The organism is Cupriavidus sp. FW306-01-F10A (assembly GCF_058782785.1).
The window spans coordinates 32,855-47,349 of record NZ_JBYSYA010000009.1 but is presented as its reverse complement, the minus strand read 5'-3'; the positions used below and the strand labels follow the sequence as shown (position 1 = coordinate 47,349).

Genomic DNA, 14,495 nt, shown 5'->3' with positions numbered 1-14,495 from the left:
TCCGGGCCACTTTGCAACGATGGCGGCGGTGGCACGGGCGTCGCCGCGCCGCGGGTAATTCTTACACCTGGCGCGTACGGTTTGCTGCGCTGAAAGCCAGGCGTCCCGCATGCGGCGGGGACGCCTGGCGGTCCGGTCTCAGGCTAGTCCGCCTGGATGCCGAACTCCTTGACCACCTTGGTGTAGCGGGCGGTGTCGGCGGCGATCAGCTTCGACAGCACCGCCGGCTCGCCGCCCGCCGGCGTGACCGCGATGGTGGCCATGCGCGCCACCACGTCGGGCATCTTCAGGATCTCGTTGACGTGCGTGTTGAGCGTGCGCACCAGGTCGGCCGGCATGCCCTTGGGCCCGAGCAGGGCCTGCCAGGCGCCGATCTCCACATCCTTGTAGCCCAGCTCGGCCAGCGTCGGCACGTTGGGCGCGAACGGCGAGCGCTTCTGGTCCGCAACCGCCAGCGGCACCAGGCTGCCGTTGCCGACGTACTGCGAGATCGCGCCGTAGGTGATGTAGGTCACCGGCACCTGCCCGCCGATCACGTCGACGATGGCGGGCGCCAGGCCGCGGTAGGGCACCTGGCTGATCTTGATGCCGGCGGACTTGTTGAACAGCTCACCCATGATGTGCATCGGCGAGCCATTGCCGGGCGTGGCATAGGTTTCCACCTTGCCGGCCTTGGCGCGCGCCACCAGCTCGCTGACCTTGGTGATGCCGCTGCCCTTGTTGACGACCACGAACAGCGACTGCGTGCCGATCTGGCTGATGGGAGTGAGGTCGTGCTGCACGTCATAGCTGGCGCCGGTGCCGGCCTTGAGCACCAGCGGCGCGAGGGCGACGGTGTTGGGGGCCAGCAGCAGGGTGTAGCCGTCCGGGTTGGCGCGCGCCACGTAGGCGCTGCCGATGGTGCCGGCGGCGCCGGTGCGGTTTTCCACCACCACCGACTGCTTCAGGCGCGGGGCGAGCTTTTCCGCGAACAGGCGCGCCAGCACGTCGACGTCGCCGCCGGCCGGGTAGGCGACAACGATGGTGATGGGCTTGTTCGGGTACGCACCCTGGGCCAGGGCGGTGCCGCCGGTGGCAGCGACCAGGGCGGTCGCGGCGGCCAGCGTGGCGAGTACTTTGCGGCGTACGGACTTCATGATGTTCAGACCTCTGTAAGACGTGGCGCCCGGACGGGCCGGGGCCAATATCTGTGTTGGCGTCCGGCGCCTTGCCTGCGCCGGACGGTACCGCCGGGGGGCGCGGAGGAAATCAGAAAACGTGCTTGATGCCGATCATCGAGCCCCACTGGTTCTCGCCCGGGCGCGGGTTCGAGCCAGGCGAGCCGCCGCTGACCGACATGGCCAGCTGGCCGCCGTTGTTGATGAAGCCGGCGGTGGCGTACACCGAGGTGCGCTTGCTGAAGCTGTACATCGCGCGCAGCGTATACAGCATGGCCTGGTTGTCGCTGCCGTGGTAGTTCAGGAAGTAGACCTGGCCGGCCAGGTTGACCGCGGGGGTGATGTCGTAGGACGCGCCGGCGTAGTACAGGTCGCTGATCGGCGTGGGGCTGCCCTCGTTGTCGCGGCGGATCCAGCCGGCGCCGATCTTGGTGCGCTGGAACAGCATGTAGCCGCCCAGCGACAGGCGGTCGTCGGTCAGGTTGCTGTTGGTCAGGCCGCCGAAGGCGCCCGGGCCGCCGCGCTGCGAGTCATACGCGGCGGTGACGCCCCAGGTCTTGTTGTCGTAGCCGAGCATGGCCGACCACTGGCGGCACGCCTTCTTGTCGGTGGCGTTCTCGCCGGCGCAGTTGGTGCCCGAGGGGCTGGGGCCGGCGTTGACCGCATCGCGCCCGAAGCTGTAGGTGGCGCCCACCACGAAACCGCTGAAGTTGGCCTTGTACGACACCGCGTTGTCGGCGCGCGTATTGGGCAGGTAGCTGTCGAGCGAGCCCGAGCCGTACACGTTGGGCCCCAGGACATCGCTGTCGAGCGTGGCCCAGAACAGCATGGTGTACTGGCGGCCGAACGACAGCTGCCCGTACTGGTTGCTCAGCCCGACCAGCGCCTGGCGCCCGAACAGGCGGCCGCCCTGGTTGGAGGTGCCCGAATCCGGCGAGAAGCCCGACTCCAGCACGAAGATGCTTTTCAGGCCGCCGCCAAGGTCTTCGGTGCCGCGGATGCCCCAGCGCGAGGGCACGGTCGCGGTCAGGTTGGGCATGCGCACCAGGCCGTCGCCGTTGGCGCCGACATTGCTCACATACTCGACGCCCGTGTCGATGACCCCGTACAGGGTGACCGAGGATTGTGCCGAGGCCAGCAGGGGGAAAGCCGCGGCCAGGCCTGCGGCGATTCGTGCAAGTTTCATCTACCAGTTTCCTTCCGTTTTCCGTTTTGTCGTCTTGTAGTCCGCTGCCACTGCGGATGGCGGCGGCGGATGCTGTTTCGGTCTCTTTTGTGTTTTATATATGAAACATCAAACAACATAAGAAACGTCAAGCAAAATATAGCTGCGAGTTTCCACAAGATGTGAGGAGGGTTATCCCTAGTGAGGCGACGCCGCGAGGGCTAACGCCGGCTCTGCGCGGAGGTTTCCGATCTTTCTATCGTTAACCCTCATCCCGGCTGGACCCCGACACGCCTATGCTTTAAAAGTTTTATTCTCAAACCTAAGTTTTATATATGGAACAAAATCAGCCCCACATTCCAGCCGAGCCAGACCGGCAGTTGCTGGAAGCCCTCGACAGCGGGTTTGCCCAGCGCGTGGTGCAGGTGGGCGCGGACGGCGAGCGCGTGGCCTACCGCGGCGGCGGGAGCACGGGCCCGGCGGTCGTGCTGCTGCACGGCATCAGTTCCGGGGCGGCGTCGTGGCTGCCGTGCGCGAGCCTGCTGGCCGCTCACGCGCGGGTGATCGCCTGGGATGCGCCGGGCTATGGCGATTCGTCGCCGCTGCCGCAGGCGCGGCCGCTGGCGTCGGACTACGCGCAGCGGCTGGACGGGCTGCTGCAGGCACTGGGCGTGCAGCCGGCGCTGATCGTCGGGCATTCGCTGGGCGCGCTGATGGCGGCAGCCTATGTCGCCAACGCGCGCCAGCTGCCCGCGCGCCTGCTGTTGCTCAGCGTGGCGCAAGGCTACGGCGGCGCGGGCAGGGAAGCGCAGGCAAGGGAGGTGGCGCGGCAGCGGCTGGAGGCGCTGGAATCCCTGGGCGTCGATGGCCTGGCGCAACGCGGCCCGGCCCGGCTGCTGAGCGAGGAAGCCGACCCCGGCGCCCAGGCATGGGTGCGCTGGAACATGCAGCGGCTGAACCCGGACGGCTACCGCCAGGCGGTGGCGATGCTGTGCGGCGACGACATCCACGCCTACCTGGCGCGGCGCCCCACTGCCTTGCCCACGCGGATCGCCTGCGGCAGCCGCGATGTCGTCACCACGCCGCCAGCCTGCGGCACGCTGGCCGAACGCTTCGGCCTGCTGTTCTCGCTGATCCCCGATGCCGGCCACGCCTGCTATATCGACCAGGCCGCCGCCACCGCGCGGCTGATCCGCTCGGTGCTGGACGACGCCACCTGAAGCCACCGCGGCGGCGCCTGCCGCCGCATCCCGAGCGGTGGCGCGCAGCTTGCGCCACCCGTTCCAGATTTCGTAGTGCCGATCGCGGGTTAACCCCAGTCAATTTTTGCGGCCGCGTTGTCTATAGTCGTACCTGTGTTCAATATCTAAACCAGTGTTTCATTAGTAAAACGTAGCCAGGCGATCGCAAGACCGGTCGGCGAGGCACGCGGAACACGGTCCCCCGCTGCAAGACATGGAGCAAAGCGCAATGGAAAGCCTCTCGTACAACCCGAACCTGGTGCCCTGGGAGCGTCCGGCGCCGAACAACGTGGCAGGCAAGGGCCATATCGAGCAACCCGGCAAGGTCGCCAACATCGTCTGGCAGACCCGCGCCGCCGCGCCGAGCGCCTATGAGAACGCGCTGGGCGATGCCCTCGAAGCCGCGTTCGAAGGCGGCGCGCAGAACCCGCAGGACATCGTGCGCGCCTTCAATGACGCCGGTTTCCTGGGCGTGGACGGCCAGCCCTGGACCGAAGAGCGCTTCCTGTCCGAAATGCGCCGGCTGGGTGCCTGAGCCCGCCCCAGTCCAAGTCCAGCCTCGAAGCGAGAAAACCATGGAATCGAACAAGCAAGCCCGCACCGAAGCCCGCCTGAACACCGGCCTGCGCAACTACTGGTACCCGGTCGCCGCCTCGTGGGCGGTGTCCCATGCCCCGATCGGCATCACCCGCCTGAGCCAGAACATCGTGCTGTGGCGCGATGGCGAAGGCCAGGTCCACGCCCTGGAAGACCGCTGCCCGCACCGCGGCGCGCGCCTGTCGATGGGCTGGAACCTGGGCGACCGCGTTGCCTGCTGGTACCACGGCGTCGAGGTCGGCGGCGACGGCCAGGTCAAGAGCGTGCCGGCGGTGGAAAGCTGCCCGCTGGAAGGCCGCACCTGCGTGCGCAGCTACCCGGTGCAGGAGAAGGCCGGCGCCATCTTCCTGTGGTTCGGCGACCAGGCCCCGCAAGGCGAGGGCAGCCCCGACGAACTGCGCCTGCCGGAAGACCTGGTCAGCGAAGAACACAGCAACTTCCTGTGCGTGGCGCACTGGGACTGCAACTACCGCTACGCCATCGACAACGTGATGGACCCGATGCACGGCGCCTACCTGCATGCGGTGTCGCACTCGATGGCCAGCGGCGAGAAGTCCGCCGTGATGCAGGTGCGCGAGACCGAGCACGGCCTGGTGTTCGAGAAGACCGGCCAGCGCGGCGTCAATTTCGACTGGGTCGAATTTGGCGAAACCGGCACGCTGTGGCTGCGCCTGGCGATCCCGTACCGCGCCAGTGTCGGCCCCGGCGGCCCGTTCGGCATCGTCGGCATGGCCACGCCGGTGGATGAAGACCACTGCATGGTGTTCTTCTGGCGTACCCGCCATGTGCAGGGCTGGGAGCGCGACGTGTGGCGCTTCCTGTACCGCAACCGCCTGGAGCAGCTGCACTGGGACGTGCTGGAGCAGGACCGCGTGGTGCTGGAAATGATGGCCCCGAACGCACGCGACCACGAGATGCTGTACCAGCACGACGCCGGCATCACCCGCGTGCGCCGCCTGCTCAAGCGCCGCGCCGAGCAGGAAGTGGCCGACGAGCCCGTCGCCATGCTGCAACCCGCCGGAGCCGCCAGCCATGCCTGAGGCAAACACCAACAATACGCTGCTGGCCGGGCGCAAGGTGCTGGTCACCGGCGCCGCGCGCGGACTGGGCCTGGCCTTCGTCAAGGCGCTGGCCGAAGCCGGCGCCACCGTGGCCATGGCCGACATCCTGGCCGAGCGCCTGCAGCAGGAAGCCGACGCCCTGCGCGCCCGCGGCCTGAAGGTGGTGCCGGTCACGCTGGACCTGTCCGATCCGGCCTCGGTGCAGGTTTGCGCCGGGGCCGCGGTCAAGGCGCTGGGCGGGCTCGACGGCCTGGTCAACAACGCCGCCGTGACGGATTCCGGCGGCCGTGACGCCGCCGCCATCGACATTGCCACCTGGGACCGCGTGATGAACGTCAACGTGCGCGGCACCTGGCTGATGACCACCGCCTGCCTGCCGGCGCTGCGCGCCAGCGGCCGCGGCGCCGTCGTCAACCTGGCGTCGGACACGCCGCTGTGGGGCGCGCCCAACCTGCTGGCCTATGTGGCGAGCAAGAGCGCCATCATCGGCATGACCCGGTCGCTGGCGCGTGAACTGGGCAAGGACCAGATCACGGTGAACGCCGTGGCCCCGGGCCTGACGCTGGTGGAAGCCACCGAATACGTGCCGCAGCACCGGCACGACCTGTACCGCGAGCAGCGCGCGATCACGCGCGAGCAACTGCCCGACGATGTTTGCGGCGCGGTGCTGTTTGCACTGTCCGACCTCGCCCGTTTCGTGACCGGCCAGACGCTGGCGGTCAACGGCGGCTTTGTCATGCACTGAACCAACCGATCCACTGAAAACAGAAGGAATCCAAATGAGCGATCTTTCTCAACCACAAAACCTCAAGCGTTCCTGGGACCAGCCGGAGGACGCCTCGTTCGACCAGTGGATGGAAAGCCGCGTGGCGCGCTTCTCCACGCGCAAGTACGACTGGGACGCGCTGAAGTTCCAGGCCGACTACGACCCCAAGTACCGCCGCGCGCAGATGCGCTACCTGGGCACCGGCGGCACCGGCGTGGCCGCCGACACCAACACCGTGCCGAGCGAGCATTTCACCTTCTCCACCATGATCATCCCGGCCGGCCATGAAGGCCCGTCGCATATCCACACCGACGTGGAAGAGGTGTTCTTCATCCTGCGCGGCAAGGTCAAGCTGATCCTGCAAAAGGACGGCGAGCGCTACGAGACCATCCTGACCGACCGCGACCTGGTCTCGGTGCCGCCGGGCGTCTACCGCGAGGAAATCAACATCGGCGAGGAAGACGCGCTGATGTGCGTGATGCTGGGCGCGAAGAAGCCGATCACGCCGACCTATCCGCCCGAGCATCCGCTGACGAAGATCAAGCGCTGATGCCGGCGAACGCCCGTCAGCACGCATCCACCGAAACCATGAGCAGCAACCCCATCCCGGCCACGCCCGCCGCCAACGAAACCCCGGACAAGTACATCGTCCCGGGCCTGGAGCGCGGCCTGCGCCTGCTGAGCGAGTTCAGCAGCAAGGACCGCACCATGTCGGCAGCGGAACTGGCGCGCCGCCTGAAGGTGCCGCGCTCGACCGTGTTCCGCCTGCTGGCCACGCTGGAAATGCTGGGCTTTGTCGAGCGCGCCGATGGCGGCCGGGATTTCCGGCTGGGCATGGCCGTGCTGCGCCTGGGGTTTGAATACCTGGCGTCGCTGGAGCTGACCGAGCTGGGCCGCCCGCTGCTGGAGCGGCTGCGCGACGAGATCGGCTACCCCAGCAACCTGGTGGTGCGCGACGGGCGTTCGATCGTCTACGTGGCCAAGGCGGTGTCGCCGCGGCCGTTTGCCAGCTCGGTCAACGTCGGCACGCGCCTGCCCGCGCATGCCACGGTGCTGGGGCGCGTGCTGCTGGAAGACCTGTCGCTGGCGGAGTTGCGCGCGCTGTACCCGGAAACGCAGCTTGCGGTGTTCTCCGAGAGCACGCCGCGCACCGTCGACGAGCTGCACGAGATCGTCCAGCGCGACCGCGAGCGCGGCTACGTGCTGCAGGAAGGCTTCTTCGAAGCCAGCATTTCCACCATCGCCGCGCCCGTGCGCGACCGCACCGGCAAGGTAGTGGCGGCGCTGGGCGCCACCATCCCCGCCGCGCATATCGATCCGGCGCAACTGGATGCGATGGTGGAGATGGTCAGGGATACCGCGGGCGAGCTGTCGCGCCTGCTCGACTACCGCCCGTCGCTGCACAGCAGCGGCGCCAAGGTGGTGAATCTGTATCGGGAGTGAGGACAATGTCCATGATTGAACTCGGCGGCAAGGTTGCCGTCGTCACCGGCGGGTCCTCCGGCATCGGGCTGGCGACCGCCGAGCTGCTGCTCGAAGCGGGTGCCGCCGTGGCCATGTGCGGCCGCGACGAGAACCGCCTGCGCAGCGCCGAAGCGCAGCTGCGCGAGAAATTCCCCGGGTGCCGGCTCTATGCCGCCACCTGCGACGTGCTCAAGCCTGAACAGGTCGCCGCCTTCGCCGCTGCCGTGCAGGCCACGCTGGGCAACGTCGACATGCTGGTCAACAACGCCGGCCAGGGCCGTGTCTCCACCTTCGCCAACACCGAAGACGCGGCCTGGATGGAGGAACTGCAGCTCAAGTTCTTCTCCGTGATCCACCCGACGCGCGCGTTCCTGCCGCAGCTCGAGAAGTCGGGCCAGGGCGCCATTGTCTGTGTCAACTCGCTGCTGGCGCAGCAGCCGGAGCCGCATATGGTGGCGACCTCCGCCGCGCGCGCCGGCGTGCTCAACCTGGTGCGCTCGATGGCCACCGAGTTTGCGCCCAAGGGCGTCCGCGTCAACGGCATCCTGATCGGCCTGGTCGAATCGGGCCAGTGGCGCCGCCGCTTCGAGGCGCGCCCCGAAGCAGACCGCCACCTGGACTGGGCTGCATGGACCGCGCGCCTGGCCCAGCAGAAACATATTCCCCTTGGCCGCCTGGGCCTGCCGGTCGAGGCAGCCCGCGCCGTCCTGTTCCTTGCCTCGCAGTTGTCTTCGTACACCACGGGCAGCCATATCGATATCTCCGGAGGACACTCCCGTCATGCCTAATCAACCACAGTACGAGCAACAGCAGGTCACCGTCGGCTGCGCCATCACGGCGTTTCTCGAGCAGTGCGGCGTCAAGGCCGCCTTCGGCGTGATCTCGATCCACAATATGCCGATCCTCGACGCCATGGGCGAGCGCGGCAAGATCCGCTTCGTGCCGGCGCGCGGCGAAGCGGGCGGCACCAATATGGCCGATGCCTATGCCCGCACCACGGGCGGCCTGGGCGTGTGCCTGACCAGCACCGGCACCGCCGCGGGCAACGCCGCCGGCGCCATGGTGGAAGCGCTGACCGCCGGTACGCCGATGCTGCATATCACCGGCCAGATCGAAACGCCTTACCTGGACCAGAGCCTCGCCTACATCCACGAAGCCCCGGACCAGCTCACCATGCTCAAGGCCGTGTCCAAGGCCGCCTTCCGCATCCGCAGCGCCGACACCGCCATCAGCACCATCAAGCTGGCGGTGCAGACCGCGCTGACGGCGCCGACCGGCCCGGTCAGCGTGGAGATCCCCATCGACATCCAGGCCGCGCTGATCGAGATGCCGGCCGACCTGCAGCCGCTGCCGGTGCCGCAGCACGTGCCGTCGGCGCATGCGCTGGACGCGCTGGCCGAGCGCCTGGCCAAGGCCAAGCGCCCGCTGCTGTGGCTGGGCGGCGGTGCGCGCCACGCCAGCAAGCAGGTGCAGCGCCTGCTGGACCTGGGCTTCGGCGTGGTCACCAGCACGCAAGGCCGCGGCATCGTGCCGGAAGACGATCCCCGTTCGCTGGGCGCCTACAACCTGCATAAGCCGGTCGAGGCCTTCTACCAGACCTGCGACGCGATGCTGGTGGTGGGCTCGCGCCTGCGCGGCAATGAAACCCTGAAGTACGAACTGAAGCTGCCGCGCCCGCTGCTGCGCATCGACGCCGACCCCGCCGCCGAAGGCCGCTGCTACCTGAGCGACTACTTCGTCAGCGGCGACGCCGCGCTGGCGCTGGACGCCCTGGCGGATCGGCTTGAAAAGCGCATGCAGATCGACCCGGCCTTCGCCGCCGACCTGCGCCGCGCCCACGACACCGCCGTCAACAGCCTGGTCGACGGCCTGGGCCCGTACTCGGCGCTGGTGCAGGCGCTGCAGGGCGCGGTCGGCCGCAGCTTCAACTGGGTGCGCGACGTGACCGTGTCGAACAGCACCTGGGGCAACCGCCATCTGCGCATCTTCGATTCGCGTGCCGGCGTGCATGCGCTGGGCGGCGGCATCGGCCAGGGCCTCGCGATGGGCATCGGCGCCGCGATCGGTGCTGCGGCGACCGCTTCGGGCAAGAAGACCTTCACGCTGGCCGGCGACGGCGGCTTTATCCTGAACCTGGGCGAACTGGCCACCGCGGTGCAGGAACGCGCCGACATGGTGATCGTGCTGATGAACGACAAGGGCTACGGCGTGATCAAGAACATCCAGGACGCCCAGTACGGCGGCCGCCGCCACTACGTGGACCTGCATACCCCGGACTACGCCACGCTGGCCAAGTCGCTGTCGCTGCGCCATGCCCGCGTGAGCAACCTGGCCGAGGTCGGCGCCGCGCTGGAAGCGGCCACGGCCGAGTCGGGCCCGTTCCTGCTGGAGATCGACATGCTGTCGATCGGTTCCTTCAAGACCATCTTTGCCGGCCCCCCGGTGAACCAGGACAACGAAGAGCCGGCGCGCGAACAAACCACTGTCACCGCCTGAGGGAGACCGGAGATGCTGCATGTGTCCATGGTTGGCTGCGGCGCGATCGGCCGCGGCGTGATGGAATTGCTCAAGAGCGATCCCGACGTGGTGTTCGACGTGGTGATCGTGCCGGAGCACACGATGGACGAGGCCCGCGACGCGGTCACCGCGCTGGCGCCGGGGGCCCGCGTGGCGACGCACCTGGACGACCAGCGTCCCGACCTGCTGGTCGAGTGCGCCGGCCACCATGCGCTGGAAGAACACATCGTGCCGGCGCTGGAACGCGGTATCCCGTGCATGGTGGTGTCGGTGGGCGCGCTGTCCGAGCCCGGCATGGCCGAGCGGCTGGAAGCGGCCGCGCGCCGCGGCGGCACCCAGGTGCAGCTGTTGTCGGGTGCGATCGGCGCGATCGATGCGCTGGCCGCGGCGCGTGTCGGCGGGCTGGACGAAGTCATCTACACCGGCCGCAAGCCGGCTCGCGCCTGGGCCGGCACGCCGGCCGAGCAGCTCTTCGACCTGGATGCGCTGACCGAGGCGACCGTGATCTTCGAGGGCACGGCCCGCGACGCGGCGCGCCTGTATCCCAAGAACGCCAACGTGGCCGCGACGGTGTCGCTGGCAGGGCTCGGCCTGGACCGCACCTCGGTCAAGCTGCTGGCCGACCCGCATGCGGTGGAGAACGTGCACCACGTGGAAGCGCGCGGCGCCTTCGGCGGCTTCGAGCTGACCATGCGCGGCAAGCCGCTCGCGGCCAATCCCAAGACTTCCGCGCTGACAGTGTTCAGCGTGGTGCGCGCACTGGGCAACCGCGCGCACGCGGTATCGATCTAGCCCCGGCAGCCACGCCCCACAGACTTAGCAGGCAACGACAATGAAGACGCAAGAAGTACTTCCCATCTGCATCGCGGGCGAATGGCGCCTGGGGACCGGCGACCGCTACGGCACGCGCTATCCGGCTACCGGCGAGGTGGTGGCTGAACTGAACGCCGCCAGCCTGGCGGATGTGGAAGAAGCGGTGCAGGGCGCCCATCAGGCCTTCCTTACCAGCGGCTGGGCCCAGCGCAAGCCGCATGAGCGCGCCGCCGTGCTGTACCGCGTGGCCGAGCTGATCCGCGCCCAGGGCGAGCAGCTGGCCCAGCGCCAGCGCCTGGACAACGGCAAGCCGATCAGCGAGACGCGCGCCCTGGTGGCCAGCGCCGCCGGCACCTTCCAGTTCTTTGCCGCCGCCTGCGAGACGCTGGAAGAAACCATCACGCCGCAGCGCGGCGACTGCCTGACCATGAGCGTGTACGAGCCGATGGGCGTGGTCGCGGCGATCACGCCGTGGAACTCGCCGATCGCCAGCGAGGCGCAGAAGATGGCGCCGGCGCTTGCCGCCGGCAACGCCGTGGTGGTCAAGCCCGCCGAAGTCACGCCGCTGATGGCGCTGGAACTGGCGCGCATCTGCGAGGAGGCCGGCGTGCCCAAGGGCCTGGTCAGCGTGCTGCCGGGCAAGGGTTCGGTCATCGGCGACGCCATCACCAAGCATCCGCTGGTGCGCCGCGTGTCGTTCACCGGCGGCACCACCACCGGCAAGCATATCGCCCATATCGCCGCCGACAAGATGATGCCGGTGTCGCTGGAACTGGGCGGCAAGTCGCCGACCATGGTGTTCGATGATGCCGACCTGGATCACGCGGTCAACGGCGTGCTGTACGGCATCTTCAGTTCGTCGGGCGAGTCATGCATCGCCGGCTCGCGCCTGTTCGTGGCGCGTTCGCAGTACGAGGCCTTCATGGACCGTCTGGCGCATGGCGCCGCGCAGCTGCGCGTGGGCGATCCGGCCGACGAGCACACCCAGATGGGGCCGCTCATCACTGACCGCCATCGCGATTCGATCGAGTCATACGTCGCCGCGGGCGTGGACGAAGGCGGGCAGCTGCGCACTGGCGGGTTGCGTCCCGATGTTGCAGGCCTGCCCAACGGCTACTTCTACACGCCGACCATCATCGAGGGGCTGGATAACAACGCCCGCATCTGCCAGGAAGAGATCTTCGGGCCGGTGCTGGTGGCGATCCCGTTCGACGACGAGGATGACCTGATCGCGCAGGCCAACGACAGCGTCTATGCGCTTGCCGCGGGCATCTGGACGCGCGACTACAAGCGCGCCTGGCGCGTGGCACGCGCCGTGCAGGCGGGCAATGTGTGGATCAACACCTACAAGCAGTTCTCGATCGCGACGCCGTTCGGCGGCTGGCGCGACAGCGGCCTGGGCCGCGAGAAGGGACGGCTTGGCATCCTGCAGTACATGGAGCAGAAGAGCGTGTACTGGGGCCTGAACGAACAACCGCTGCCGTGGGCCAACCACTGAACCCGGCAGGCTGGAGAGAAGCAATGATCAAGGTATTGGGGATCGACGAGATCGTCTACGGCGCGGATGACTTTGAGGCCTGCCGTGGCTTTTTCACCGACTGGGGCCTGGCCATCAAGCGCGACGATGCGCAGGGCCTGGATTTTGAAACGCTGAACGGCTGCCGCGTGCTGGTGCGCCGCATCGACGATGCCACGCTGCCGCCCGCGATCGAGGCCGGTCCGACGCTGCGCGAAGTGGTGTGGGGCGTGGAGTCGCAAGCGTCGCTGGACCAGCTCGCCAAGGCAATCGCTGATGCACCGGGCTTCGTGAAGCAAGGCGAGGGCGATACACTGCGCGTGGGCTGCGCCGACCCGAACAGCCTGGCCGTGCGTTTCCAGGTCACCCGCAAGCATGACGTGCAGGTCGAATGCGCGCTGATGAACACGTGGAACGACAAGCCGCGCCTGAACCAGCGCAGTCCGATCTACGACCATGCCACCCCGATCGAAGTGGGCCACGTGGTGTTCTTCGTCAAGGACGTCAAGGCCACGGAGCGCTTCTATGTCGAGAAGTTCGGCTTCGTGCCGTCGGACCGCTACCCGGACCGCGGCGCCTTCCTGCGCTGCACGCCCGAAGGCGGCCACCACGACCTGTTCCTGCTGCAGCTGCCGGAACCCAAGAGCGGCCTGAACCACGTTGCCTTCACCGTGCGCGACATCCACGAAGTCTTCGGTGGCGGCATGCATGTCTCGCGCAAGGGCTGGGATACGCAGCTCGGCCCGGGCCGGCACCCGATCTCGTCGGCCTACTTCTGGTACTTCAAGAACCCGGCCGGCGGCCTGATCGAGTACTACGCCGACGAAGACCAGCTGGACGAACACTGGGAGCCGCGCGCTTTCGAGCCGGGCCCGACCATGTTCGCCGAATGGGCGATCGAAGGCGGCATCGACGGCAACACCCGCCGCCAGAAGAACGCGGGCGGACCGGCAGGCAAGTTCCTGACCGAGAAGCGGTAAGTCAGCAGCAATCGAAGGAAGCAGCAATGAGTGCCCACCAGTCCCTGACCCTGCGCGTCCACGCCATGCGCTATGAAGCGCGCGGCGTGGTCAGCATCGAACTGCAAGATCCCGAAGGGAAGACCCTGCCCGAGTACAGCCCGGGCGCCCATATCGACCTGCACCTGGGCAACGGCCTGGTGCGCAGCTACTCGCTGTGCGGCGCGCCCGAAGCGCGCCAGCGCTACACCGTCGGCGTGCTGCTGGACCGCGGCAGCCGCGGCGGTTCGCGCTACGTGCATGAGCAGCTGCGCGTGGGCGCCACGCTGACCGTGGGGGCGCCGCGCAACAACTTCGAGCTGGACGAAAGCGCCGCGCACACCGTGCTGGTCGCCGGCGGCATCGGCGTCACGCCGATCGTCTGCATGGCGCGCCGCCTGGCCGAGCTGGGCAGGTCGTTCACGCTGATCTACTGCGCCCGTTCGCGTGCCGAGGCCGCATTCGTCGAACAGCTGTCGGCCCATGGCGATGCCGTGCGCTTTCACTTCGACGACGAGGCCGGCGTGCCGCCGGACCTGAACGCGATGCTGGCCGGCCAGGAGGTGCAGACGCACTTCTACTGCTGCGGCCCCGGTCCGATGCTGAAGGCGTTCGAGGCTGCCTGCGAAGCGCATGGCTACCCGAACGTGCATATCGAGCGCTTTGCCGCCGACCCCTCGACCGAGGCGGTGCAGGAGGGCGAGTACACCGTGTCGCTGTCGCGCACCGGCACCACCGTCAAGGTGCCGTCCGGCAAGTCGCTGCTGGACGCGCTGCTCGATGCCGGCGTGCAGATGGACTACAGCTGCCGCGAAGGCGTGTGCGGCTCGTGCGAGACCGCGGTGCTGGAAGGCTGCCCCGACCATCGCGACAGCGTGCTCAGCAACAGCGAGCGCGCCAGCAACAAGACCATGATGGTGTGCGTGTCGGGGTGCAAGGGCAGCAAGCTGGTGCTCGACCTGTAATCCTGCCGCACAGCCTTTGGACACCGATGGTGTTCCCCTCTCCCCTCATGGGGAGAGGGCAGGGTGAGGGGTGGTTTGGCAAGGCACCACGCTACCAGAACCGCCGCCCCTCACCCCCGGCCCCTCTCCCGCAAGCCGGAGAGAGGAGCAATCTTCCCGCATGCCGGGCCGCCCCAGAATCAAACCGAGAAATCCCGTGCTGACCCAGAGACAAGACGCAGCGTCCCCCGGCGCA

At 68.1% G+C, this 14,495-nt stretch carries 14 protein-coding genes; 12 read left to right on the top strand and 2 right to left on the bottom strand.

The annotated features are described in order from the left end of the window. Positions 1-143: 143 nt before the first annotated feature. Positions 144-1,136 (bottom strand): Bug family tripartite tricarboxylate transporter substrate binding protein, encoded by a 993-nt coding sequence (locus AC3WLF_RS15140; RefSeq protein WP_492321259.1) that lies wholly within the window; start codon positions 1,134-1,136, stop codon positions 144-146. Between the two features lie 112 nt (positions 1,137-1,248). Beyond that, positions 1,249-2,343, bottom strand: coding sequence for a porin (locus AC3WLF_RS15135; RefSeq protein WP_010811691.1), 1,095 nt, complete (start codon positions 2,341-2,343; stop codon positions 1,249-1,251). Between the two features lie 314 nt (positions 2,344-2,657). Here AC3WLF_RS15135 and AC3WLF_RS15130 point away from each other — a divergent pair, with 314 nt between their 5' ends. The 12 genes from AC3WLF_RS15130 to AC3WLF_RS15075 all read left to right on the top strand — a co-directional run bounded on the left by AC3WLF_RS15130 (position 2,658) and on the right by AC3WLF_RS15075 (position 14,260). Beyond that, positions 2,658-3,542 carry an alpha/beta fold hydrolase gene (locus AC3WLF_RS15130; RefSeq protein ID WP_492321258.1) on the top strand — a complete coding sequence of 295 codons (885 nt, stop codon included), beginning with the start codon at positions 2,658-2,660 and terminating at the stop codon, positions 3,540-3,542. 250 nt (positions 3,543-3,792) lie between these two features. Beyond that, positions 3,793-4,098 (top strand): recombinase-like helix-turn-helix domain-containing protein, encoded by a 306-nt coding sequence (locus tag AC3WLF_RS15125; RefSeq protein ID WP_492321257.1) that lies wholly within the window; start codon positions 3,793-3,795, stop codon positions 4,096-4,098. Positions 4,099-4,138: 40 nt separating this feature from the next. Then, on the top strand, positions 4,139-5,200 hold the full coding sequence (locus AC3WLF_RS15120; protein ID WP_492356559.1) for an aromatic ring-hydroxylating dioxygenase subunit alpha: 1,062 nt from the start codon (positions 4,139-4,141) through the stop codon (positions 5,198-5,200). Next, positions 5,193-5,966 (top strand): SDR family oxidoreductase, encoded by a 774-nt coding sequence (locus AC3WLF_RS15115; protein ID WP_492358449.1) that lies wholly within the window; start codon positions 5,193-5,195, stop codon positions 5,964-5,966. Before AC3WLF_RS15120 ends, AC3WLF_RS15115 begins: the two co-directional genes overlap by 8 nt. A gap of 34 nt (positions 5,967-6,000) precedes the next feature. Then, the gene (locus AC3WLF_RS15110) at positions 6,001-6,537 is read left to right on the top strand and encodes a cupin domain-containing protein (RefSeq protein WP_492358448.1); all 537 of its coding nucleotides are present in this window, start codon (positions 6,001-6,003) and stop codon (positions 6,535-6,537) included. Positions 6,538-6,575: 38 nt separating this feature from the next. Then, positions 6,576-7,430 (top strand): IclR family transcriptional regulator, encoded by an 855-nt coding sequence (locus AC3WLF_RS15105; RefSeq protein ID WP_492351847.1) that lies wholly within the window; start codon positions 6,576-6,578, stop codon positions 7,428-7,430. A 5-nt stretch (positions 7,431-7,435) separates the two neighbouring features. Then, positions 7,436-8,239, top strand: a complete 804-nt coding sequence (locus AC3WLF_RS15100) for an SDR family oxidoreductase (protein ID WP_492358447.1) — start codon at positions 7,436-7,438, stop codon at positions 8,237-8,239. Further along, the gene (locus AC3WLF_RS15095; RefSeq protein WP_492358446.1) at positions 8,232-9,947 is read left to right on the top strand and encodes a thiamine pyrophosphate-binding protein; all 1,716 of its coding nucleotides are present in this window, start codon (positions 8,232-8,234) and stop codon (positions 9,945-9,947) included. The genes AC3WLF_RS15100 and AC3WLF_RS15095 overlap by 8 nt, the downstream gene beginning before the upstream one ends. A 12-nt stretch (positions 9,948-9,959) precedes the next feature. Continuing rightward, on the top strand, positions 9,960-10,760 hold the full coding sequence (locus tag AC3WLF_RS15090) for an aspartate dehydrogenase (RefSeq protein WP_035825062.1): 801 nt from the start codon (positions 9,960-9,962) through the stop codon (positions 10,758-10,760). A gap of 40 nt (positions 10,761-10,800) precedes the next feature. After that, positions 10,801-12,279, top strand: a complete 1,479-nt coding sequence (locus AC3WLF_RS15085; RefSeq protein WP_492321251.1) for an aldehyde dehydrogenase — start codon at positions 10,801-10,803, stop codon at positions 12,277-12,279. Positions 12,280-12,302: 23 nt separating this feature from the next. Continuing rightward, complete coding sequence (locus AC3WLF_RS15080) at positions 12,303-13,277, top strand: VOC family protein (protein WP_492358445.1); 975 nt, start codon at positions 12,303-12,305, stop codon at positions 13,275-13,277. Between the two features lie 26 nt (positions 13,278-13,303). Next, positions 13,304-14,260 carry a PDR/VanB family oxidoreductase gene (locus AC3WLF_RS15075; RefSeq protein ID WP_492321250.1) on the top strand — a complete coding sequence of 319 codons (957 nt, stop codon included), beginning with the start codon at positions 13,304-13,306 and terminating at the stop codon, positions 14,258-14,260. The last annotated feature ends 235 nt before the right edge of the window (positions 14,261-14,495 follow it).

Bases quoted from the DNA above. Each gene is read 5' to 3' on its own strand.
- AC3WLF_RS15130 (WP_492321258.1), top strand. From the start codon at position 2,658: ATGGAACAAAATCAGCCCCACATTCCAGCCGAGCCAGACCGGCAGTTG.
- AC3WLF_RS15105 (WP_492351847.1), top strand. From the start codon at position 6,576: ATGAGCAGCAACCCCATCCCGGCCACGCCCGCCGCCAACGAAACCCCG.
- AC3WLF_RS15140 (WP_492321259.1), bottom strand. From the start codon at position 1,136: ATGAAGTCCGTACGCCGCAAAGTACTCGCCACGCTGGCCGCCGCGACC.
- AC3WLF_RS15110 (WP_492358448.1), top strand. From the start codon at position 6,001: ATGAGCGATCTTTCTCAACCACAAAACCTCAAGCGTTCCTGGGACCAG.
- AC3WLF_RS15075 (WP_492321250.1), top strand. From the start codon at position 13,304: ATGAGTGCCCACCAGTCCCTGACCCTGCGCGTCCACGCCATGCGCTAT.
- AC3WLF_RS15080 (WP_492358445.1), top strand. From the start codon at position 12,303: ATGATCAAGGTATTGGGGATCGACGAGATCGTCTACGGCGCGGATGAC.
- AC3WLF_RS15120 (WP_492356559.1), top strand. From the start codon at position 4,139: ATGGAATCGAACAAGCAAGCCCGCACCGAAGCCCGCCTGAACACCGGC.
- AC3WLF_RS15090 (WP_035825062.1), top strand. From the start codon at position 9,960: ATGCTGCATGTGTCCATGGTTGGCTGCGGCGCGATCGGCCGCGGCGTG.
- AC3WLF_RS15085 (WP_492321251.1), top strand. From the start codon at position 10,801: ATGAAGACGCAAGAAGTACTTCCCATCTGCATCGCGGGCGAATGGCGC.
- AC3WLF_RS15095 (WP_492358446.1), top strand. From the start codon at position 8,232: ATGCCTAATCAACCACAGTACGAGCAACAGCAGGTCACCGTCGGCTGC.
- AC3WLF_RS15125 (WP_492321257.1), top strand. From the start codon at position 3,793: ATGGAAAGCCTCTCGTACAACCCGAACCTGGTGCCCTGGGAGCGTCCG.
- AC3WLF_RS15100 (WP_492358447.1), top strand. From the start codon at position 7,436: ATGTCCATGATTGAACTCGGCGGCAAGGTTGCCGTCGTCACCGGCGGG.
- AC3WLF_RS15115 (WP_492358449.1), top strand. From the start codon at position 5,193: ATGCCTGAGGCAAACACCAACAATACGCTGCTGGCCGGGCGCAAGGTG.
- AC3WLF_RS15135 (WP_010811691.1), bottom strand. From the start codon at position 2,343: ATGAAACTTGCACGAATCGCCGCAGGCCTGGCCGCGGCTTTCCCCCTG.